Genomic DNA, 21,817 nt, shown 5'->3' on the forward strand with positions numbered 1-21,817 from the left:
GGACCGGGAGCGGGTGCGAAGGCGCGGCGCGCGAAGAACGCACGTCGTGCGCAGGTATGCGAAGGCACGCCCCGGGCCAACGGGAATCGACGCCACGCTGGCGAGAGAAGCGTGACGTAAGACACGAACCAACAACGGGTTACGTGGAAGTCGCCTGGCGGGATCGATCGGGACGACACCCCGGCACGAATGCGCGTGGCGGAAGGCTTTGCCGGGCACGTCGGGCGGCATTTTCCGCCGCGAGCAATCGCGGGCGTTCGCGCGCCCCCTCCCGTCGCGCGCCGCAAACGAGGGGCGGGCGGTCGCCGTGGGGGTGACGGACGGCCGAATGCTCCCGCCCAGACGCGGGCGGGGAGGGGGTGCTGGCCAGCGCGCCGCACCGCGCGCGCGGTGTACGCGTGCGCGGGCACGTGCGCGAGGTGAACGCGCGCGGCGGTACGCGCGTGACGTAGACGCGCCGGGGGATGCGCGCGCTTGAACGCGAGCACCGGAACGCGGGCGTGACCGACGGGCGCACCCGTGCGACGACGGCGCGGGGTGCCGCGCCGCCGCCGAGGCTGGGGGGTGCTTACCGCTTGAGGTTCACCAGCTCCTGCAGCATCTCGTCGCTGCTGGTGATCACGCGGGAGTTGGCCTGGAAGCCGCGCTGGGTCACGATCATGTTCGTGAACTCCTGGGCGAGGTCGACGTTGGACATTTCCAGCGCGCCCGACGTCATGGTCGACTGGATCCCTTCGAGCGAGTAGCCGAGCACCGCGCCGCCGGAGTTGCCCGACACGGCGTACATGTTGTCGCCCACGCGCAGGAGGCCGCCCGGGTTGTTGAAGTCGGCCAGGACGATCTGCGCCAGGATCACGTTGGTGCCGTTGGTGAAGGCGCCGGTGATGAGCCCCGTACGGTCGATCGAGAAGTTCTGCAGCTGGCCCGCTTCGTAGCCGTTCTGGTCCTTGAGCACCGCGGTATTGGTGCCGGCAAACGACGTGATGCCGTTGACGGTGTTGCCGCCGAGGTCGAGCGTGACGTCGACCTGGTTGGCACCCGCCGGGGTGAAGCTGACCACGGGCGGGCTGGTGGGCGCGGCGGCCGTCAGGATACCGGTGGTGTCGAAGGTCAGCGTCTGCGGCGTGCTGTTGGGCGGGGTGAAGCCGGCCGGGAGGTTGGTCCCGTCGACCTGCCAGCTCCACGTGTCGGCCGCGGTCTTCCAGAACTGCAGCTTGAGGTCGTGCTGGTTGCCTAACGAATCGAAGACCGTGATCGACGTCTCCGACCAGGAGTCCACGTTGAGCGGGTCAGCACGGCCGGCGGCGTTGAAGGTGCCGGTGAAGATCGGGGCGGCGGCGTCGAGGTTGCCGGCGAGCTTGACCATGTCGGTCGCCTTGGCCGCCGTCTTCTGCCCGACGGGGAGCACGATGGGGCGCACGCCGTCGAGGAAGACGCCGTTGTCGGCCATCTTGCCCTGCACCACGAAGCCGTTGGTCGGCGAGACGAGCTGGCCGTCGGCGTCGAGCTGGAAGTTACCGGAGCGCGTGTAGTAGTTCTGCGTCCCCTTCTTCACCACGAAGAACGAGTCGCCCTGGATCGCCAGGTCGGTGGTGAGGCCGGTCGACTCCAGGTTGCCCTGGCTGAACATCATGTCGACGGAGCCGATCTGCATGCCGAAGCCGACCTGGATCGGGTTGATGCCGCCGAGGTCACCGGGCGGGCGCGACGCGCCCTGCAGGAGCTGGGCGAAGCCTTCCTTGAAGGTCACGCGGCCGGCCTTGAAGGCGACCGTGTTGACGTTGGAGATGTTGTTGCCGATGACGTCCATGCGCACCTGGTGATTGCGCAGGCCGGAGACACCGGAAAAGAGGGAACGCATCATGTGGGACTGGTCCTGAGGAGGGTGGAAGTCGTTAGGCCAGGATCTTGACGATCGCGCTCAGCGCGATGGACAGCGGACCCATGGTGAGCATGGCGCTGCCGTCCTGTCCGAATGTCATCCCGTCGATCTTGCCGACGGTGTACGTGCGCTGCGCGACATCCTTGCCGTCGGTGCCAGCCACATCGATGCGAACCTGGTATGCGCCCTCGACGCCCAGCCCCTTGGCGGCTGACCCGACGTCGAACGTTTGCATGGCCCCGGTCCCGAGGTAGCCTAACGACCGTGATCCGACTTCCTTGCCGGACTTGTCCAACAGCGTGAGCGTGGCCACGCCGCTCGTCGTGATGTCTGCCGACACGGTGCCGCCAAGCGAGCCATCGCTCCCCTTGGTCAGGATCACCTTGTCGCTGTCCACCACGGCGCTCTTGCCGATCGCGCTCATGGCCGAGCTGTTGCTCATCGCCAGTGCGAGCGCGGTGTACTGCCCCTGCTGCGCCTCGAGCTTCTCATTGATGTTGAGGAGCTGCTCCAACCCCGAGAACTGCGCGAGGTCGGCCGCCATCTGCTTGCCGTCCATGGGATCCAACGGATCCTGGTACCGCATCTGCGTGGTGAGGAGCTTGAGGAACGCGTCCTTGTCCATCTTTCCGCCTGGTGGCGTGGCCGTGGCCAAGCTCGCGGACGAGCTCGCGGCCCCGCTCGACGTCGCGGCGAATGCCGAGCGTGTGGCGGACTGGATGATGTTGCTCACCGAGAATCTCCCTTGCCGTCACGGCGCTGCCGCGACCGCTGTTGGTCGGTGCCCTCGCGCTCGAACTCGCGTTCGAATGGCGCGCGGGACGGGTTGCGCGAATCCTTCGCGGTGGAACCTCCACCATCCGATGCGGAGGCTGATGCCGTGCGCAACACGTCGCGTTCGGCGGCAATCGCCGTCGCCGTGAGCGTCGAGGCATCCGTGGGACGTTGGGCCGTGCGGACGACCATGGCTTCGCCCTCCAGCCCCTGTCGCTGCAGGGCCTCCTGCAGTTCCGTCACGTGCAAGCGCAACTGCTCCGCGGCACGCGGGTCGGCCACGTCCAGCGTGGCCCCGACCGAGTGCCCACGGAGGTCGATGCGGATGCGGTCCTCGCCACCATCCGGGTGATCGAGCCGCAGCAGGACCGACGACAGCGGGCGGTCGCCCGCCGACTCCTGCAGGCGCAGCACGCGGGCGATGCGCTCCGTGGCGTCGGAGCGCGACAACCCGGCCACACTGGTCGACGCCCCGGACTCCGCTCCTTCCACCGCGACGCTCTCGCGCGCGAAGGGCAGGCGCGTGGGCTCGCGGTCCTCGCGTGAGACGACGGCGTTGGCCAGCGCCTCGGCGCGTTCGCGCTCGCCGCGCTCGCCCGACGAGCGGTGCCCTTCGCGCCCTCCCTCTCGCGTGCTCGCCTCGCGCGCCAGCGTCGGGGCGGGCACGATGGTGGCCGGCGCCGAGGGGGCCGTGCCCGCCGGCCCGGCCGCCTCGCCCACCGTCGCCACGTCGGCGACACGAGCGACCTGTGCGACCTGCGCCACGGTGGCGACCTGCGCGACCGACGCCACGTGGGCGACGCCACCGCCACTGCGTCCCGCCGCCGCCGGCGTGAGGGGGACGGAGACCCCCGAAGGGGGCGCTCCCATCACCAGCCCCGGGACGGCCCCGCTCGCGGGCGGCGCCGGTACGGTGCCGCGCAGCGGGAGCGCGCGCATGTCGCCGTCTCCATCCAACCGTGGAATGCCGACGGCCGGGAAGGGGAGGATGTGCGCGTCGCCGGCGGGGGCCGGGACGTGCGTCCCCTCGCTCCCGAGCGTCGGCCGCATCGACGCGCGCGGCGTCGCCGCCGGGTCGATGCCGGCGCGCACGGCGCGCGGGATCGCGGCACCAGGGGCGGGGGTGGTCGCGGCCGGCAGGATCACGGCCTCGCCGTCCAACGTGCGGGCAACGCGGCTGGCCACCGCCGCTGCGTTAGGCGCGAGCTCGACGTGGCCAGGATCGCGTGGCCAGAGTGTCTTGAGCCCTTCCTCCCGCGCGACACGCGCCAGCCGCTCGAAGCCGGCGGCGCTATCATAGCCGCCATCGATCACGACGTCCGCGGCGGCGCCGCCGAGGTGCCTGGAGTTGCGCGTCCAGGTAACGATGGGCCCCTCCGTGGTGCGCCCCTGCGCAAAGAGTGCGTCCTGGCGCTCCTGCGTGCGCACCGTCTCGACGACTTCGACGGTGTAGCCGTACTCCTGCTCCATCCGGTCGATCACGCGATCCAGGCGCTGCCGCAGCTCGGGGACGAGGGCCTCGACCTCGCGCCGCACCGCGAGCGGATTGCGCGCCACCGCGGCCGCGATCCCCGCCAGCCGCGCCTCGTGCTCCGGACGCTCGTCGCGTCCCGACAGCGACAGCGGGGCATGCGGGGAGGTCGACGCCGGCGACGACGCAGGACGCGTCCCGGGATCGGTCGGCACGATTGCGGCTGGCGGAGTCGCGGATGCCGCCAGCGTCAACGGCGCCAGCGGGGCAATCGCGGCCTCGAGCGAGCTGGCGACGAAACGATCTGCGAGCGCGCTGGCGTCGGGCGCTGGCTCGGTCGCGACGTCATCGCTCGCAGCGTCGGCCATCGCGGTGGCCTCGTCGCCCGCCGACGCAGCAAATGGCCCGGCGCCTTTCGCGCCGGAGGCGTCGATCGGGAGCCGCTCACCGCGTGTGGCCATCGACGCAGCGCTCGTTCCTGCCAGCGACGGGCGTGCGTCGTGCGACGACTCGCGCCCCGCCGTCATCGCTCCGGTCTCGGGATCGCGCAACAACATCGTCGCCAGCTCGCGCGGGGCCTCGACCGATGTCTCGCCGCCGGCCGACGCCGCGATCGTCGCCTCGCCGTCGCCGACGCGAGTCGTCGCCTCGCCGGCGGCGCCAACGCGGGTCGTCGTGTCGCCATCGGCGATAGCGCGCGGCTCGCCTGGCGCGTGCGACGTCGCCGACGGTCCGCCCTCGGTGGCGCGTGGTGCGCGCGAGCGCCGCGTGCGGCCACTCTCGCCGCTCTTCGACGCATCGTGCACGGCGTTCGCGAGCGCGGTGCGGAACTCGCGCCCCTGTGCCTCGGTCGGTGCCGGTTCGTTGCCGGGGCGCGCGCTGGGCGGCTCGGCCGACGGGCGCACCATCGGGATGGGGAGGCTCATGGTTTCACCGGGAGCTGGCTGCGGAGCACGGCCTTGCTGATCGCTGCCGCGCGCGCCGGCGGGAAGTTCTGCAGGATGGCCGCCGCCTGCTTCTCGCTGACGGACGAGATCACGCTCTGCACCTCGGCGTCATCGAGCTGCTCGAGGACCTTGGCGGCATCCTTGGGCGGCATCGCGGCGAAGATCTTGGCGACCTTGGTCGCGCCGGGTTGCACCGGCGGCGCGGGGAGCGGCTTGGGCGGGAGCGACGGACGTCCGGTGGCACGCGTCCCTTCCGGGCGCGCGCCGTTGGCCTCCACCGTCTGCACGGCCCTGCTGTAGATCTTTGGTGGCTTGGGCGTGGGCGCTGCCTTGGGCTCAGGCCCGTGGGCGGCCGGCGGGGCATCGTGGCTGGCCACGTCGGTCGGGTGCTTGGCCCCTTCGCCCTCGGCCGCCGCGGAGTCGGTCGCGGTCGAATCGTGTGCGGTGGAGTCGGCCGCGCCTTCCTTGGCCGCCACGTGCTTTCCCCCTTCTTCCTCCGCCTTGGCCAGGCTGTCGGCGACGACCTGCGCCTTGCGGGCGACATCGGCGGCGTACGCCTTCTTGGCCTTCATCACGGACACCGCCGAGCCCCCGCCGAGTCCGACGAGGAGGCCGATCACCGCGAAGAGAATGATCTTGATCATGGTCAGCTGTCCTGCCCGCGGCTTGCGGTGCCGCTGGGCGTCTTGTGGCGGGTAAGGGCAATGGCGTCCATCGCGGCGAGGTCGCGCGCGTTCTCCTCGGCGCGGTGCGTGTCGAGCCGCTTCTCGCGAAGCCGGTCGAGCACCTGCCGTTCCTGCAACGCTTCGTTGAGCCGCTGGTGCCGCTCGTCCACCACATGCTCGGCGGCGATCGTGCGCTCATCGGCCTGGGTCACGCGCTCCTGCAGCGGCGTCAGCGTCTGGGCGAGGCTCACCAACTCGCCCACGGTGACGCCTTCACCGGCGGCCGAGGCAAGGCTGGAGTGCGCTGCCGCGTGAACGCGCGCGAGGTCGTCGCGCGCGTCGCGTTCGCGCTGGGCGTCGCTCTGGGCGTTGGCGAGCTGCCGCGCCATCTCCTGCTCGTGCTTGGCCTTGAGGTCGAGGAGACGCTGCAACCGGAAGTTGAACATCATGCGTGCACCTGGCCGGTGGCGCCGGCCCGCTGGGTGAGGCTGATGAGCGATTGCCGCGTCTGGTCGAAGGACGTCACTTCATCCGGGCGCTGCTGCAGGAAGGCGAGCATCTGCTCGCGCGATCGCAGCGCCGCATCGACCATCGGGTCGCTCCCCTTCTGGTACGCACCGACCATGATCAGGTCTTCTTTCTCGCGGTAGGCGGCTTCGAGGCGCATGAACGTGTTGGCGGCGTTGCGCTGCGGATCATCGATGATGGCGTCGCGCACGCGACTCTTGCTCTCGAGGACGTCGATGGCTGGGAAGTGCCCGGCGCTCGCCAGGCGACGCGTGAGCACGACGTGCCCGTCGAGGATCGAGCGGGCGGCGTCGGCCACGGGCTCGTTGAAGTCATCGCCGTCCACGAGGACGGTGTAGATCCCGGTGATGCCGCCGTGCGCGCTGTTTCCCGCGCGCTCGAGCAGGCGCGGCAGGTTGGCGAAGACCGACGGCGGATAGCCCTTGGTCGTCGGGGGCTCGCCGGTGGCGAGCCCGATCTCGCGCCACGCCATCGCCACGCGCGTCACCGAGTCGACCATCAGCAGGACGTGCTTGCCCTGGTCGCGGAAGTACTCGGCGATCGACGTGGCGACGAGGGCGCCGCGGGCGCGCACGAGGGCTGCCTGGTCGCCGGTGGCGACGATGAGCACCGAGCGTGCCAGCCCCTCGGGGCCTAACGAATGTTCGATGAAGTCGCGCACCTCGCGCCCGCGCTCGCCCAGCAGGGCGATGACGTTGACGTCCGCGGTCGCCTGGCGGGCGATCATCCCAAGCAGTGTGGACTTGCCGACGCCTGAGCCGGCGAAGATCCCCACGCGCTGCCCCTTGCCGACGGTGAGCATGCCGTCGAGGGCGCGCACGTTGGTGACCAGGGGGTCGGCAATCAGCTGGCGCTCGAGCGGGTGCGGAGGCTCGCCGGTGAGCGGGACACGCTCCTTGGCGTCGAGCTTCCCCTTGCCGTCGATCGGGTGTCCGAGGCCGTTGAGGACGCGTCCGAGCATCCCGGGCCCCACGTCGACGCCGAAGGAGCGTCCAAGCGGCTGGACACTGCTCCCCGGGTGCAGCCCGGCGAGCTCGCCTAACGGCATGAGCAGGACGCCGCGCTCGTGGAAGCCCACGACTTCGGCGAGCACCGAATGGTCGTCGGTGAGCGAGGAGATGCGGCACAGCTCTCCCACCCCCACGTCGAGGCCCACCGCCTCCACCACCAGCCCCACGAGGCGGGTGACGCGGCCGTAGCGCGCGAAGCGCGTGACGTCGCCGATGCGGCGGACGAGGGTCTCAGGCACCGGTGTAGGTCAGTCGGCGGTAGAGGCGCTCGAGCGCCGTGTCGACGCGACCATCCACGATGCGGTCGCGTCCCTCGATGAGGCACCCCCCGGGCGCCACGCGCCCGTCGGGCAACCACTGCACGTCCTTGCGCGCCGACAACGGCGACGCCTCGCCTAACGCGAAGAACGACGACTGGATCGTCTGCAGGTCCGACGGATTCACGCGCAGGGTGAGGGCCTGGTCCATGGGGAATTCGGCCAGCGCCTGCTGGACCATGTCGGCCAGCGACGACTTGTCGACCGCGATCTCGCGTCCGATCACCTGGCGCGCGACGGCGACGGCCAGCGCGCAGATGTTCTCCTCGGCGTTGCCGACCCAGCGATCGGCGTTGACCTGCGTCGACGCGAGCGCCTCAGCCACGGCACGCGTGGCGCCACGCAGGCGCGTAGCCTCGGCCAGTTCCCCGGCGCGACGCCCCTCCTCGACCCCGCGCGCATACGCCTCCTGCAGCGCCTGCTCCATCGCCTCCGGGTCGACCATCGGTTCCTCGAGTGCGTCGGGAACTGGCTCGATCGGCGTGCGCGAGAAGACTTCATGCAGCCCGCGGGTATCGAGCGCCAATTCGTCCCACGCCACCGGGGCCGCGTCGCGAGACGCGGGTTCCCGGCGCGTGCCGCGCGGGGCGTTACTGGACCATGTCATCGTCACCGCCGCTCAGCACGATCTCGCCCGCTTCCTCGAGCTTGCGGACCATGGCCACGATGTTGGCCTGCGCCCCCTCCACGTCGCGCATGCGCACGGCGCCAAGCATTTCCATTTCGTCGTTGAGCGCTTGCACCGCGCGCTGCGACATCGCCCCGGTGATCTTGGTGCGGAGGTCGGCGCTGGCCGCCTTGAGGGCGAGGGCGAGCTCCTTCGAGTCCACGTCGCGCAGCAGGCGCTGCAAGGCGCGGGCGTCGAGCGTCCCGATGTCCTCGAAGACGAACATCAGGTTCTTGATCTGGTCGCATAGCCCCTGGTCCATCGAGGCCACGCCATCGAGCAACACCTTCTCCAGCGATGCCGCGACGTAGTTGAGCACCGAGGCCACGGCCCCTGGGCCACCCGACGACGACATCCCTTGCGTCGCGGTGAGGTCCGCGTCGGCCGACAGCGAGCGCTCGATGAGCATGAGCAGCTCCGGCTGCACCTTCTCCATCTTGGCCATGCGAAACACGACCTCGGCACCGATGGCGGTGTCGAGTTCCTTGAGGATCGCGGCGGTGTGCTGGGGGTCGAGGTGCGCGAGGATCAGCGCGATCGTCTGCGGGTGCTCGCCCGCCAGCATCTGCCCGAGTTGCTGTGGGTCGGCGTTGCGCAGGCGGTGCAGCCCGATCGTGTTTTGCAGCTGCCCCTGGATGCGCTCGAGGACCTGTTGCGCCTTGCGGGCCCCGAAGGCCTTCTCGAGGATCTCACGCGCGGCGTCGACACCACCCTGGGCGAGCGAGTCGGCGACCATGATGCGCGTCATCCACTCGTCCAGCACCGAGTCGACGACTTCGGGGGAGACGCTCTCCATGCGCGCGATCTCGAACGAGATCGCGTCGACCTCTTCCTGGGCGAGCGTCTGCGTGATGCTCGCCGCCACGTCGGAGCCGAGCGCCAGGCACAGGATGGCGGCCTTCTGGCGCCCGGACAGCGTGCCGGGATCGATGAGGTCGAGCCCGCTCGATGGGCGGGTCGCGAGAGCGGTGGTCACCGGTTAGGCCTCCTTCAACCAGGCTTTCATCATCTTGGTCGCGATCTCGGGCTGCTTGTCGACCGTCATCGCCACGCGCTGTTTGGTCTCCTGGTTCGCCTGCAACGCCGCCAGCTCAGGGAGCATGCGAACGGCGCGCGAGGGGTCTTCGACCGACGGATCGGCCGAGGGGAGCGACGCGGTGTCGAAGCGCTCGACCGTCGGGAGTTGCAGCTGCGCCGACGCGCTCAGCGGCGTCGGCGCCGCCGACTTGGTCGACGCGCGCAGGGAGCGGAGCGACATGAAGCCGATCACGAAGGCGAAGAGGAGGGCGGCGGCGTTCAGGATGAGCGTCTGGTTCTGCTGCACCTTCTGCAGCGTCGTCGGCGGCGTCTCGACCGGCGGCACCGGGATGGCCGGAATCGCGAACGGCACGGAGACGACGGAGACCTGGTCGCCGCGCGCGGCATCGAAGCCGACCGCGTTGCGCACCAGCGTGTCGAGCCGCGCGATCTCCTCGGGGGTCCGCTTCTCGAAGCGCACGCTGTCGCCCGTGCCCGATTGTTTGTCGTTGACGAGCACGGCGACCGTCAGGCGCTTGACCGTCCCTGCCGCCGGGGCGAAGACCTCGGTGCTCTTCGAGTTCTCGTAGGTGATTGCCTGGTTCGACGAGCCGGCGCCACCCTGCGCCCCGGGGACGATCTCGGCCTTCTGTTCCGTGGCCGTGACCTGCTTGTCGGGATCCATCGTCTGCGTGGTGCGCTCGACGCGATCGAAGTTCATCGACGCGGCAACCTGCACGCGCGCGTTGCCACGCCCCACGACCTGCGCGACGATCTCCTCGGCCTTGAGGCGGAAGTGATCCTCCATCTCGGTCTGCACCTCGAGCTGCCGCGAGGTGAGCCCGGCGGCCGAGTTGCGGTCGGCCGGGGTCGAGAGGAGGCGACCGGCGTCATCGACGACCGTCACGTTCTCGCTCTCGAGGCGGTCGACGCTCGACGCGACCAACTGTGAAATGCCGCGCACCACGTCGGCCGGCGGGTCCTCGCCGCTCCGGAGCTTGAGGACGACGCTGGCCGTGGCAGGGGTCGCCGAGCTGCGGAAGGTCGACGTCTCGTGGATCGCCAGGTGCACCTGCGCGTTCTCGATCCCGCGCATCTTCCCGATCGTGCGCTCGAGCTCACCCTCCAGCGCGCGGCGATAGTTGATGCGCTGCGTGAAGTCGGTCATCGCATACGCGGGCTGGTCGAACAGCTCCAGCCCCGGGCGTCCCGCGTTGGGGAGCCCGCCATCCTTGGCTACCGCAACGCGCGCACGCGCCAGGTCGGTCGCCGTCACCAGGATGTCCGCCCCGCCACGCTCGAGCCGGTAGGGGATGCTCGCCTGGGTCAGTCCATCCGTGATCTTCGCGCTCTCTTCCAACGACACCGCGTTGAAGAGGGGGACGTACGCGGGGGCCGTGGCCCACCGCGAGACGCCGACAATGAGCGCGATCGCGCCGAGGCCTACGCCGATCGTCGCAATGCGACGCCAGCCGCCCAGTCGATCGAGGAAGTCGCGCAGTCCGTCTGGCATGCGGTCGCCCTACTCCTAGCTCTGCATGTTGATGAGCGCGCGATACGCGTCAGTGAACTTGTTCCGCAGTTCGATCAGCATCTCGAGGGCGATCCCGGCCTCCTCGCCGGCGGCCATCACCTGGTGCAGTTCCACGGGCTCGCCGCGGATGAACTTCTGCACCATGTCGGCCGATCGATCCTGCGCGTCGGAGACCTGGTTGATCGCCTTGGTGAGCGTGTCGCCGAACGAGGGGCCGCCGATCGATCCGGCGGTCCCCGTGGCTCCGTCGCCCTTGCCGATGTCGAAGGTGTAGCGCTTCGCGGCATCGGCCCCGCCGATGCCGCCGCCCTGGAGTGACGAGAGGCGCGAGGTGATGGCGCCGATGGGATCGCTCATGATCAGGCCTTCACGTCGAGTCGCCCGCCGCGCGCCACCGGAGGCTGCGTGGGCATCTGGCCGGAGAGGACGCGTCCGTAGGTCAGCGGCCCCATCGCCCCCAACTTGGCGAAGTAGGCGCGCTCGTCCTGCGTGAGCACGCTCCACAGTTCGGGGTCGGTCCCCTGCGGCGGCTGGACCGGGACGGCGTTGGCCGCGGCCGGTGCGGCGCCCTTCGCTGCCGCAGGAGCCGGCGCCTGCGTCGGTGTCGTTGCGCGCGGCGTGCCGCCCGTCGTCGGCTGCGTCCCGTTGGGGCGCACCGTCGCTGGCGTCTGCGGCCGCACCGCGCCGCTGTAAGGTCCTCGAATCCCGTAGATGCTCATCGTGTCCGTGGGGAAGGGGCGACGGCGTGTTCCCGTCTCCCGTCTGTTGTTAGATGTCGAGGGCGCGGCGCAGGAGCTGCTTGGCCGCCGTGAAGACCGAGGCGTTGGCCTCGTACACACGCCGCGCTTCCATCAGGTCCACGAGCTCGGTGGTCACTTCCACATTCGGATAGCGCACGTAGCCGTTCACGTCGGCGTCCGGATGGCCTGGATCGTAGACGAGCGGTCCTTCGGTCGGGTCCTCCTCGATCGCCGCCGCGCGCACACCGCCTAACGTGTCGGTGGGATCTTCCGGCGAGACGCCGGGGAGCGCGCCGGACAGCGGCAGCGGCGGGTACGACGGGGCGGCCCCTTCGCGAATGGCCTCCTCGGCCCGCACGACGCGGCGGCGATAGGGCCCCCCCGCCTCGGTGCGCGTCGTCTCGGCGTTGGCGATGTTGGTCGCCGCCGTCTCCATGCGCAGCCGCTGCAGCGACATCCCGCTCGTCGCGATGTCCATCGGACGGAAGAGCGGGGGACGCGGACCCGCTTCCATGTTGTTCGTCAGGACGGGGAGCATCTTGATCGAAGGAATCGACATGATCCGCCTTATCGGCTCTGGAGGCTGAGACGCAGCTTCGCGTAGGTCTTCTCGAGCAGCTTCGCGGTCGCTTCGTAGCGCAGCTGCTCGTCGGCCAGCGACGTCATCTCGGCTTCGAGGTTCACGGCGGCCGGAGCCGTCGTGCCGTCGGGAAGGGCGAAGCCGCTCTGGTTCTGTAGCGTCGCTCCCGACACACGCTGGGCAATCGCCTTGACGCGCTGGCTGCTCGCGTCCAGGGCGTCGCGCATGGTGGGCGCCGAAGAAACCCGGCCAAAGAATCCAAAGAGCATCGTTCTCTCCCTGATGACGGTCCCGCACGGTCACACGACCGCACCAAGAGCCAAGGCAATGCACGGACCAGACGGAATGCCGGGAAAGAACGAGGGGCGCCCCGTTAGGCAGGGCGCCCCTAAGTGCTTGCAGTGGTTGGGTCTTACGCGATCGGGACCGTCAGCTGGAGGGGCGTTTCGCGCGAGGCACCTCACCCTCGTCCTCGCACGCAGCTTTTGCCTCGACGGAAGAGATTGCCGTATGCGTCCGGCCACTCTTGCCAGCGCGGCTCCATCGGTCCGCCTCAGTCTTCAGCCACCCCGGCGCGCTGCGGGCCATTGAGCTTGTTGCGCAGCGTGCGCACGCTGATCCCCAGCAGGTCGGCGGTCTTCGTCCGGTTGCCGCGCGTCAGTTCCAGCGCACGCTGGATGAGCGCCTTCTCAGCTTCCTCGACGTTGAGCGTGGTGAGGATGATCCCGTTCGGTGGGGTCGCCTGCACGATGGCGGCGTTCGCGTCCGGCGTAGCGATGCGGTTGAGCGCCTGCTGTACTAAAGGATGCACGCCCACGGTCGCCATGCGCTGGTGCTCGAACAGGTGCGCGGGGAGCGAGGCGTCGTGCGAGAGGATGACCGCCCGCTCCACGGCGTGCTGCAACTCGCGCACGTTCCCCGGCCAGGGATACTCCTGCAGCATGGCGAGCGCGTCGGGGGCGATCCCGGTGATCTCCTTCCCGACTTCGCTCCCGGTACGCATCGCGAAGCGATACGCCAGCATCGGGATGTCGTCGGGGCGCTCGCGCAGCGACGGGATGTCGATCGGGACCACGCTCAATCGATAGAAGAGGTCCTGGCGGAAATGTCCCGACGCCGCAAACTCGGCCAGATTGCGATTCGTCGTCGCGATCACCCGCACGTCGACGCGAATCGGCGTCGTCCCGCCCACACGCTCGAACTCCTGTTCCTGAAGCACGCGGAGCAGCTTGGCCTGAAGGTCGAGCCGCATCTCCGAGATTTCGTCCAGGAGGAGCGTCCCGCCGTGCGCGCGCTCGAACGCCCCTTCGACGCGCTTCACCGCGCCGGTGAAGGCCCCGCGCTCGTGGCCGAAGAGGGCGCTCTCGATGAGCCCCTCGGGGAGTGCCGCGCAGTTGAGCTTGATGAACGGCTTGTCGCGCCGGTCGCTCTGGTCGTGGATCGCGCGCGCGAACAGCTCCTTGCCGGTTCCGCTCTCACCTTGCAGCAGGACCGTCGCTCGCGTCGGCGCGACCATCGCGACCGTCTGCAGGATGCGGCGAATGTGCAGGCTCTCGCCGATGATCTGTCGTTCATTGCGGAACTCCATCACCTCGCGGCGCAGCGACTCGTTCTCGCGGCGCAGTCGCACGAACTCCAGCGCCTGCTCCACGGCAAGCTCGAGTTGCTGCGTGCGCACCGGCTTGGTGATGTAGTCGATGGCCCCCGCCTTGATCGCCGCCACCGCGTGCTCGATGCTCGCGTAGCCGGTGAGCATGATGAGCGGGATGTCGTAGCCCTCGCGTTGCAGCAGCGAGAGGAATTCGAGCCCCGTCAGCCCCGGCATGCGATAGTCGGAGATGATCAGGTCGATACTCTCTCGTGCGAGCACTTGCAGCGCTTCGACGACGTTGCGGGCTCCGAGCGGGCGATGCCCCGCGCGCGACAGCGTGTCTTCGAGAATCAGGCCGACGGACGGTTCGTCGTCGACGTACAGAATGTTGGCCATGCGCGGGGGAAGAACTCGCTCGGACGTGGTTGCCGTTAAGCAATCGACGCAGATGGTCGATACTGCCCGTATGACGCGCACCTCGCGCGGTCGGCAACTTCTTCCGCCCGGAAATTTCCAGCCGCCCTCGCCCACTCCCGGATCGCATGCGGATCACCAACAACATGGTCAGCCGGAACTCGCTGGCGAGCCTGCAGCGATCGCTGAAGGCCGTCAATGAGGCACAGAACCGGGCGACCAACGGACTGCGCGTCGAGAAGGCATCCGACGACCCCTCGGCGTCGAGTTCCATCATGGCGTCCGGGTCGTCGATCCGGGCCATCGACCAGTACAAGCGCAACATCAACTCGGCCCGCGCCCGCCTCGATCGCGAGGAGTCGATCCTCGGGTCGGTCTCGCAGATGCTCGAGCGCGCCAAGGAACTCGGCGTGCAGCAGGCGAGTGGCACCGCCGATGCGCAGACGCGCCTGACCGCCAAGGCCGAGGTCGATCAGCTCATCCAGGCGGTCGTGCAGCTCGGCAACACGCAGCACGAAGGGGAGTACCTCTTTGGCGGCGACCAGTCCAACGTGGCCCCGTTCAACGCCACCATCCCTCCGTTCTCCGCCGCCCCGCCAACCGGGACACGCCGCACGGAGATCTCGTCGGCCTTGAGCGTGCGCACCAATCACAACGGCACCGAGGTCTTCCTCACCACCGGTGTCCTGGCGGCCCTCGACGAGCTCTCGACCGCCCTCGGCGCCAACAGCCAGACGGGCGTGGCGACGTCGCTCTTTTCGCTCGACGCCGCGCACAACAGCACCCAGGTCCTCGTCGGCGAGACGGGGGCGGCGTCGCAGCAGCTCGACGTGGCGACCTCCAACCTCGACGCCCTCGACACCTCGCTGCGCACCTTCAAGTCGCAGCTGCAAGACGCCGACATCGAGAAGGCGGTATCGGAACTCGTGGGACGACAGACGGCCTACCAGGCCGCCATGCTGGCGACCTCCCGCGTGATGAGCCTCAACCTGGCAGACTACCTCAGATGAGTGCTTCCGCCGCAGCCGTGACCGACGATCGCCTGACGATCGCGTCAGACCTGCTGGGCCCCCTCACGATTCCCGCCAACGAGATCGTCCGCTTTCCGGGCGGCCTCTACGGATTTCCGGAATGCCGGACCTTCGTCCTCGCCCCCGCGGCCAGGGAAGGGCTCTTCTGGCTGCAATCGGCCGACTACAGCGCCCTCTCGTTCCTGCTCGTCGATCCGTTCGCCTGGTTCCCCGACTATCACATCGATGTCGATGACGTCGACATCGCCCGCCTCGGCTCCAACGATCCGCAGCACATCCTCGTGCTCGCGATCGTGACCATGCCGTCGCGCGTTGGCGATCCCTGCACGGCCAACCTGCACGCGCCGATCCTGTTCAACGTCAGGGATCGCCACGCCCACCAGTCGATCCGACCGGACGACGGCTACGGGATCCGCGAACCGTTCTTCCTCGACCAGCCCCCCGCCGAGTCGCTCGCGGGCGCCGGAGCCTAACGAAGGCTCGGCACAACCTGCCGCTCCCGGCGCCCCTTGCCGGGTCATTCGGGAGCGGCGGACCAACGCCCAAACAGTCAAGAGAAGGCCCTGCAACGACTTGCGACATGGCATGGTCGGTGCAAATGCCGTTGGCGGATTCGTGTGCCCATGCATGGGTACGCGCCTGATGCATTTCCGCCACCCGAGGATTCACGGGACCCATGGCTGCCACCTCCGTTGCCCCCGATCGCGCCGCGCCGGCGATCTTCGCCGACGCCGTCGCGCGCCACATCGCGGGCGACGCCCGCGACGCGATCGCGCTCTACCACAAGGCACTGGCCGCCGACCCCACGCTCGCCGAGGCGCACAACAACCTCGCCACGCTCCTCGCCGCTCGCGGCCAGGAACCGGAGGCCGAGCGGCATCTCGAGCGCGCCGTCGCCCTGCAGCCGGACTACGGCGAGGCGCACAACAACCTCGGCATCCTCTGGTCATCGCGTGGCGAGCACGCCCGCGCCCTCCCCGCCTTCGAGCGCGCCGTGGCCCTCGAGGGGGGCAAGGCGGCGTGGCTCAACAACCTTGGCAATTCATATGTAGAGTGCTTCCGGTTCGAGGAGGCGCTCCGCACCTACGACCGGGCCATCGCGATCAACCCGCTCGACGCCGAGTGCTGGTCCAATCGCGGGCTCGCTCTTCGGGGGCTCCGCCGCCCCGACGAGGCAATGGACTCGTTCCGTCGCGCCATCGACATCGTCCCCGCGCACGTCAGCGCGCTCAGCAACCTCGCCATCGTCCTCAAGGAGCAGAAGCAGCTCGACGAGGCGGTGCGCACGATGACGCGCGCCACCGAACTGGATCCGGCCAATGCGACGTTGTGGGCCAACTTCGCGGCCATCCATGAGGCGCGCGGCGAGTACGACCGGATGCGCGACCTCGCCGCGCACGCCCGGGACCTCGATCCCACCAGCGCCGAGCCGCTGAACCTCCTCGCCAACTACGCGATGGAGGGGGGGCGCTACGACGAGGCGCTCGCGCTCTACGACCAGGCGCTCGCCCTCGATCCCGCCAACTGCAACGCCAACTGGAACCTCGCCCTCATCTGGCTCCTGCACGGCGACTTCGAACGGGGATGGAAACAGTTCGAGTGGCGCAAGCGGCTGCAATCGGTCGTCTTCGACCACGGCTCGTACGCCGGCGCGGAATGGAAGGGCGAGTCGCTCGAGGGCCGCGACATCCTGCTGCACAGCGAGCAGGGGATCGGCGACGCGATCCAGTTCATCCGCTACGCACCGCTGCTCAAGGCGCGCGGCGCGCGGCGCGTCTATCTCGAGTGCCCCTATCCCATCGCCCCACTCCTGGGCGGGGTCCCGGCCCTCGACGGAGTCATCGCCCGTGGCGTCGCGCTCCCCGCCTACGACGTGCACGCCAACCTCATGAGCCTCCCGGGACTCCTAGCGACGACGGTCGAGACGATCCCCGCGACGGTGCCATACATCCCGGTCGAACCGCGCCCCGCGCGCTCGGCAGTGCAGGTCGCCCCCGATGAACTGTCGGTCGGCTTCGTCTGGACGGGGAACCCGGGACACGCGCGCGACTTCCTGCGGTCCGCGCCGCTCGACGCCTTCCGGCCACTCGCGGCCATCCCCGGCGTTCGCCTCTTCTCCCTGCAGAAGGGAGCCGCCGCCGAGCAGCAGCTGGAGTCCCACCCGATCGCCGGCGTCGTGAACCTGGCCCCGGTCCTCGACGACTTCCGCGACACGGCCGCCGTTCTCGATGCGCTCGACCTCGTGATCACGGTCGATACCTCGGTCGCCCACCTCGCCGGCGCGTTAGGCAAGGAGACGTGGCTCCTCCTCCCGCACGTCCCGGACTTCCGCTGGATGCTGGAGCGCACCGATTCGCCGTGGTACCCCACCATGCGGCTCTTCCGGCAGCCCACGCCACGCGACTGGGCCACCGTCTTCTCCGAGGTAGAGGGCGCGCTGCGCCAACGCGTGGCACGGCAAGACGCTCGCCCGTCGGGGCTCACCGTCCCCGCGAATCTCACCCGCAGCGACGACACGGTCGTCACGCTCCCCTCGACGACGAGACTCCCCGACGGCCGCCCGCGCTTCGACCTGTGGCTCCCGCTCGCGCTGCTCGCCGTCCCCGCACGTTTCGCCGAGTACGAGGCCGAGCTGCTCGGGCACGGGAGCGACATGCCGCTTCGGGCCTTCCTCGATGAGTTCCTTGCAGTCGAGGACGTCCTCCTCGATGTGCAGCCGGGGCTCGGACTGACCGCACTCTCCGCCGCGACGACCGCGACGCCGCCGGCTGCACTGGTGCTCGTCGACCAGGACACGCAGAACGTGGCACGCCTCACCCAGTTGCTCAACCGCCGCGCCCCGATCGTTCGAACCGGCGCGGCGGCCGACGTGTACGGCGCCTTCGCGCTCACGCGTCCCGCGGGTGAAGGGCGACTCGTGGTGCGCGTCGGTGATCGTTCGCTCGCCGAGGCGCTCGCCGACGCTATCGGGCGCGCCTCACCAGCGGAGCGGCCGCAGGTGCTGCTCTGGTCGACCGTCGTTCCGTCGGAGGAGGAGCGCACCCTCGCCTTCCTCGAATCGTTGGGCTACATCACCGTGGCCCTCTCGCTCATCGATGGCGAGCCCTCGATCGACGCGATCGAGGATGCCTCGCGGGCGCAGTCGCTCGTCACCTTCTCCCGTGACGCGCTCGACGCACTCGAGGCCCGGCACGCCGAGGCGCATCACGCACCGGCGGCGCCGCCCCCCGCGCCGTCGGCACCCCTGCAGGTCGCCATCACGCTCGGCGTCCCCACGAGTGGCCCGAGCGACGCGCCAGTCGTTGCATCTGCCGGACGGCCGTCGCCCGCGACCACTTCGGTCGTCTCGACGCGCCAGATCGGCATCGACTGGGAGTTGCGCGCCGATACCGGCTGGGGGGTGTACGGCACCAACCTCGCCCTCGAACTCGAGCGACTCGGCGCGCCGCGTCCCGCCATCTTCGCCGCCGACACGACCGGCCATGCGCCCGTCGTCCGATACCGCCTCGAGCGCGCCCTCCGCGAAGGAGCGGAGCGCGGGCGGACGCTGCAGCGCGATACCGCGCCGCTGGCTTTCGATGGGATGATGCTGCGCGCGATGGGCAACAACTTCGCGCACGGCGCGCTGTGGGAGCGCATCACCGCGTCGCGGAATGTCGGCGTCGTCTTCTTCGAGGACACGGCCTTCGACGCCGAGGCGCTCGCGCGTGCGCGCGCCCTCGACCTCGTCGTGTGCGGCTCGCACTGGAACGAAGCGGTCCTGCGCGAGCGCGGCCTGGCCAACGTCACGACCGTACTGCAGGGAATCGACCCCACGATCTTCCATCCGGCGCCGAAGAGCGGGCATCTCGCGGGGCGCTTTGTGGTCTTCTCCGGGGGGAAGCTCGAGTACCGCAAGGGACAGGATCTCGTGGCGGCCGCCTTTCGTGCCTTCCAGCAGCGACACCCCGAGGCATTGCTCCTGACGGCGTGGCACAACAACTGGCCGCAGCTCATCGCCGACCTCGATCTCGCGGGACACGTCCGCGGGGCGCCACGCGTGGAGGACGGCCGGCTCGCCGTCGGCGAGTGGCTCGCACAAAACGGCATTCCCGCTGATGCCGTGCTCGACGTCGGGCAGACGCCCAACGCCCTCATGGGGCAGGTGGTCCGCGAGGCCGACGTCGCGCTCTTCGCCAATCGCGGGGAAGGGGGGACCAACCTCGTCGCCATGGAGTGCATGGCGGCGGGTGTCCCGACCATCGTCTCCGACAACACCGGACACCGCGACCTCGTCGCTACACAGGGCTGCATCCCCCTCACGCGGCAGCGCGCCGTGCGCCCCCCCACGCGTTTCTATCGCGCCGTCGACGGGTGGGGCGAGAGCGACATCGAGGAGATGGTGGCCGCCCTCGAAGCTGTCTACACCGACCGCACTGCCGCCCTACGCATCGCGCAGCGCGGCGCCGACGCCCTCGCGCAGTTGAGCTGGGCGCACCAGGTGGAATCGCTCGTGCGCACACTCACCCCGCTCCTGTAGTCACACGCCGTCTCGTCTGCTCGCCCTCCACGTCATCCCGTCTTCCGAGAATCACATGCGCCAGGAACTGAGCATCTCCCTCAATACCGGCAACGGCCCCCGCCAGCTGCGCCTCCTGCTCGACGCCACGCACATGAGCCAGCGTTTCATGCTCAACGACCTCTCCGCGGGCCGCCTGTACGAGTCGGAGACGTCCAACTTCATCGGCTCCATCCTGCAGCCTGGCGATGCCTTCATCGACATCGGGGCGCATGTCGGGTACTTCTCGATGCTCGCCTCGCAGTTGGTGGGGCCCACCGGTGCTGTCTTCTCCTTCGAACCGGATCCCAGCAACTACGCCCACCTGCTCGAGCACATCGAGCTGAATGGCGCCGCCAACGTGCGCCCCCTGCACATGGCGGTTGGTGCATCGCCGTCGGTGGCCGACTTCTTCTTCAACGCCGACAACGATGGCGGCCACGCCCTCTGGGAAGTGGGGCGTCACCCGTTCAACGAACGCACGCGCAAGGCGCCGCAGAGCCGCAAGGTCTTCGTCACCTCGCTCGACCACATCCTCGACGGGCGCGACATGCGCTCGCTCAAGGCCATCAAGATGGACGCCGAGGGGGCGGAGTTCGCGATCCTGGTCGGCGCACGCGAGCTGCTCAAGCGTGCGCGCGTCCCCTTCATCGTCGCCGAGATCAACCGCTTCGCCCTCGAGTCGATGGGGGCGAGCGAGCGGCACGTGCGCAGCCTGATGAACGACCTGGGCTACGAGACCTACCTCTTCCAGCCCGGGCAGTCGTTCATCCAGCGCCTGCAGGGCGACGAGACGCCGGAGACGAACTACGTCTTCAACGTGCTCTTCCGCCACCCGGAAGCGCCGGCGCTGGCCGCGGCGTGAGCGCGGCCTTTCGCCCCACTTTCAAAGATTCTTCGCCGAAAACTAAAGTCCCGGACCCAAGGCTCCGATACACGCTCTTGGAGGGACGGCACACCGCCGGAACCCCAGAGGGGAACGGATTCCCCTACTTCAAGACCAAGGAGCTGGACAGATGCGTATCAACACGAACGTCAGCGCGCTGCGCGCCCAGGGCAACCTTACCCGCGTCAACGAGCAGGTCTCTGCCTCGATGGCCAAGTTGTCCAGCGGCTTCCGCATCACCCGCGCGGCTGACGACGCGGCCGGTCTCGGCATCGCGAACGTCCTGCGTGCGGACATTCGCTCGCTCGGCCAGGCGGCTCGTAACTCGGAGCAGGCCAACTCGGTGCTGAACATCGCCGAAGGCGCGGCCGGCACGGTGCAGAAGATGCTCGAGCGCATGAAGGAGCTCGCGTCGCAGGCGGCGTCGGACAACGTTGACTCGTCCGGTCGTTCGCGTATCACGACGGAGTACCAGGCGCTGCGCGCGGAAATCGATCGTACCGTCGCCACGGTCAAGTTCCAGGGCAACACGCTCCTCAACGGCGCGTTCGGTGCCACGATCAACTCGTCCTCGACGGCGCTCGGCGCCGGCACGGGCGCGTACGCCATCCGCCTCACGGGCGCTGGGACGGGCGCACTCACGCTGTCCTCGGGCTCCAACATCGTCACCCTGACCAACGGTTCGACCTCGCAGACGCTGGGTGTGACGTCGGCGACCAAGCAGACCCTGAACTTCACCGCCCTCGGCGTGTCGATCGACACCAACCAGGCGGTCGGCGCTGCCACGCTCGCGGGCAACATCACCGTCGGCGCCAGCACCGGTACCTTCCTCGTGTCGTCGTCGGGTCAGTACAGCACGAACGACCAGATCACGGTCTCCGGCAGCACGCTCGACCTGCGCGCCTCGGCGCTCACCGTCAGCACCGACCCGGACACGCTGGCCAACGCGCAGACGGCCATGGCGCAGATCGACGTCGCGATCGGCAACGTCAACTCCGCGCTCGGTGTCATCGGTTCGCTGCAGAGCCGTATCGAAGTCGCGACCGAGAACGTCCGCACCACGATCCAGAACTTCAGTGCGGCCGAGTCCACCATCCGTGACGTCGACATGGCGTCGGAGATGACGACCTTCACGAAGAACCAGGTGCTCTCGCAGGCTGGTACCGCGATGCTCGCCCAGGCGAATTCGGCGGGTCAGAACATCCTCACCCTGCTCCGCGGGTAAT

General features: G+C 69.3%; 19 protein-coding genes. 5 read left to right on the forward strand and 14 right to left on the reverse strand.

Translation table 11 applies throughout. The features are described from left to right. Positions 1-568: 568 nt before the first annotated feature. The 14 genes from IPN47_05250 to IPN47_05315 form a co-directional block, all read right to left on the reverse strand. Positions 569-1,864 carry a flagellar hook protein FlgE gene (locus IPN47_05250; protein ID MBK9407452.1) on the reverse strand — a complete coding sequence of 432 codons (1,296 nt, stop codon included), beginning with the start codon at positions 1,862-1,864 and terminating at the stop codon, positions 569-571. 31 nt (positions 1,865-1,895) lie between these two features. Then, positions 1,896-2,615, reverse strand: a complete 720-nt coding sequence (locus IPN47_05255) for a hypothetical protein (GenBank protein MBK9407453.1) — start codon at positions 2,613-2,615, stop codon at positions 1,896-1,898. Further along, the gene (locus IPN47_05260; protein ID MBK9407454.1) at positions 2,612-5,053 is read right to left on the reverse strand and encodes a flagellar hook-length control protein FliK; all 2,442 of its coding nucleotides are present in this window, start codon (positions 5,051-5,053) and stop codon (positions 2,612-2,614) included. The genes IPN47_05255 and IPN47_05260 overlap by 4 nt, the downstream gene beginning before the upstream one ends. After that, positions 5,050-5,718 carry a hypothetical protein gene (locus IPN47_05265; GenBank protein ID MBK9407455.1) on the reverse strand — a complete coding sequence of 223 codons (669 nt, stop codon included), beginning with the start codon at positions 5,716-5,718 and terminating at the stop codon, positions 5,050-5,052. The genes IPN47_05260 and IPN47_05265 overlap by 4 nt, the downstream gene beginning before the upstream one ends. A gap of 2 nt (positions 5,719-5,720) precedes the next feature. Next, complete coding sequence (gene fliJ, locus IPN47_05270; GenBank protein ID MBK9407456.1) at positions 5,721-6,188, reverse strand: flagellar export protein FliJ; 468 nt, start codon at positions 6,186-6,188, stop codon at positions 5,721-5,723. Then, positions 6,185-7,516, reverse strand: a complete 1,332-nt coding sequence (locus IPN47_05275; protein MBK9407457.1) for a FliI/YscN family ATPase — start codon at positions 7,514-7,516, stop codon at positions 6,185-6,187. The genes fliJ and IPN47_05275 overlap by 4 nt, the downstream gene beginning before the upstream one ends. Next, the gene (locus tag IPN47_05280; protein MBK9407458.1) at positions 7,509-8,201 is read right to left on the reverse strand and encodes a hypothetical protein; all 693 of its coding nucleotides are present in this window, start codon (positions 8,199-8,201) and stop codon (positions 7,509-7,511) included. Before IPN47_05280 ends, IPN47_05275 begins: the two co-directional genes overlap by 8 nt. Beyond that, positions 8,185-9,237, reverse strand: a complete 1,053-nt coding sequence (fliG, locus tag IPN47_05285; GenBank protein ID MBK9407459.1) for a flagellar motor switch protein FliG — start codon at positions 9,235-9,237, stop codon at positions 8,185-8,187. Before fliG ends, IPN47_05280 begins: the two co-directional genes overlap by 17 nt. A 3-nt stretch (positions 9,238-9,240) precedes the next feature. Further along, on the reverse strand, positions 9,241-10,791 hold the full coding sequence (gene fliF / locus IPN47_05290; GenBank protein MBK9407460.1) for a flagellar M-ring protein FliF: 1,551 nt from the start codon (positions 10,789-10,791) through the stop codon (positions 9,241-9,243). 15 nt (positions 10,792-10,806) lie between these two features. Then, positions 10,807-11,169 carry a flagellar hook-basal body complex protein FliE gene (gene fliE, locus IPN47_05295; protein MBK9407461.1) on the reverse strand — a complete coding sequence of 121 codons (363 nt, stop codon included), beginning with the start codon at positions 11,167-11,169 and terminating at the stop codon, positions 10,807-10,809. A 2-nt stretch (positions 11,170-11,171) separates the two neighbouring features. Beyond that, complete coding sequence (locus IPN47_05300) at positions 11,172-11,531, reverse strand: hypothetical protein (GenBank protein MBK9407462.1); 360 nt, start codon at positions 11,529-11,531, stop codon at positions 11,172-11,174. Positions 11,532-11,580: 49 nt separating this feature from the next. Continuing rightward, positions 11,581-12,066 (reverse strand): flagellar basal body rod protein FlgC, encoded by a 486-nt coding sequence (gene flgC / locus IPN47_05305; protein ID MBK9407463.1) that lies wholly within the window; start codon positions 12,064-12,066, stop codon positions 11,581-11,583. A gap of 53 nt (positions 12,067-12,119) precedes the next feature. Then, positions 12,120-12,359 (reverse strand): hypothetical protein, encoded by a 240-nt coding sequence (locus IPN47_05310; protein MBK9407464.1) that lies wholly within the window; start codon positions 12,357-12,359, stop codon positions 12,120-12,122. 326 nt (positions 12,360-12,685) lie between these two features. After that, the gene (locus IPN47_05315; GenBank protein MBK9407465.1) at positions 12,686-14,119 is read right to left on the reverse strand and encodes a sigma-54-dependent Fis family transcriptional regulator; all 1,434 of its coding nucleotides are present in this window, start codon (positions 14,117-14,119) and stop codon (positions 12,686-12,688) included. 146 nt (positions 14,120-14,265) lie between these two features. Between IPN47_05315 and flgL the strand changes: the two genes are divergently transcribed. From flgL to IPN47_05340, 5 genes are all read left to right on the forward strand, one after another. Continuing rightward, complete coding sequence (flgL, locus tag IPN47_05320) at positions 14,266-15,147, forward strand: flagellar hook-associated protein FlgL (GenBank protein MBK9407466.1); 882 nt, start codon at positions 14,266-14,268, stop codon at positions 15,145-15,147. Further along, entirely contained in the window at positions 15,144-15,641 is a 498-nt protein-coding gene (fliW, locus tag IPN47_05325) for a flagellar assembly protein FliW (GenBank protein MBK9407467.1), read from the forward strand. Before flgL ends, fliW begins: the two co-directional genes overlap by 4 nt. A 203-nt stretch (positions 15,642-15,844) precedes the next feature. Beyond that, positions 15,845-19,687, forward strand: coding sequence for a tetratricopeptide repeat protein (locus tag IPN47_05330; GenBank protein MBK9407468.1), 3,843 nt, complete (start codon positions 15,845-15,847; stop codon positions 19,685-19,687). A gap of 55 nt (positions 19,688-19,742) precedes the next feature. Beyond that, positions 19,743-20,570 carry an FkbM family methyltransferase gene (locus IPN47_05335; GenBank protein ID MBK9407469.1) on the forward strand — a complete coding sequence of 276 codons (828 nt, stop codon included), beginning with the start codon at positions 19,743-19,745 and terminating at the stop codon, positions 20,568-20,570. Positions 20,571-20,721: 151 nt separating this feature from the next. Further along, entirely contained in the window at positions 20,722-21,816 is a 1,095-nt protein-coding gene (locus IPN47_05340; GenBank protein MBK9407470.1) for a flagellin, read from the forward strand. Position 21,817: the final 1 nt, after the last annotated feature.

Source organism: Gemmatimonadota bacterium, assembly GCA_016719105.1.
Classification (GTDB): Bacteria; Gemmatimonadota; Gemmatimonadetes; order Gemmatimonadales; family Gemmatimonadaceae; genus SCN-70-22.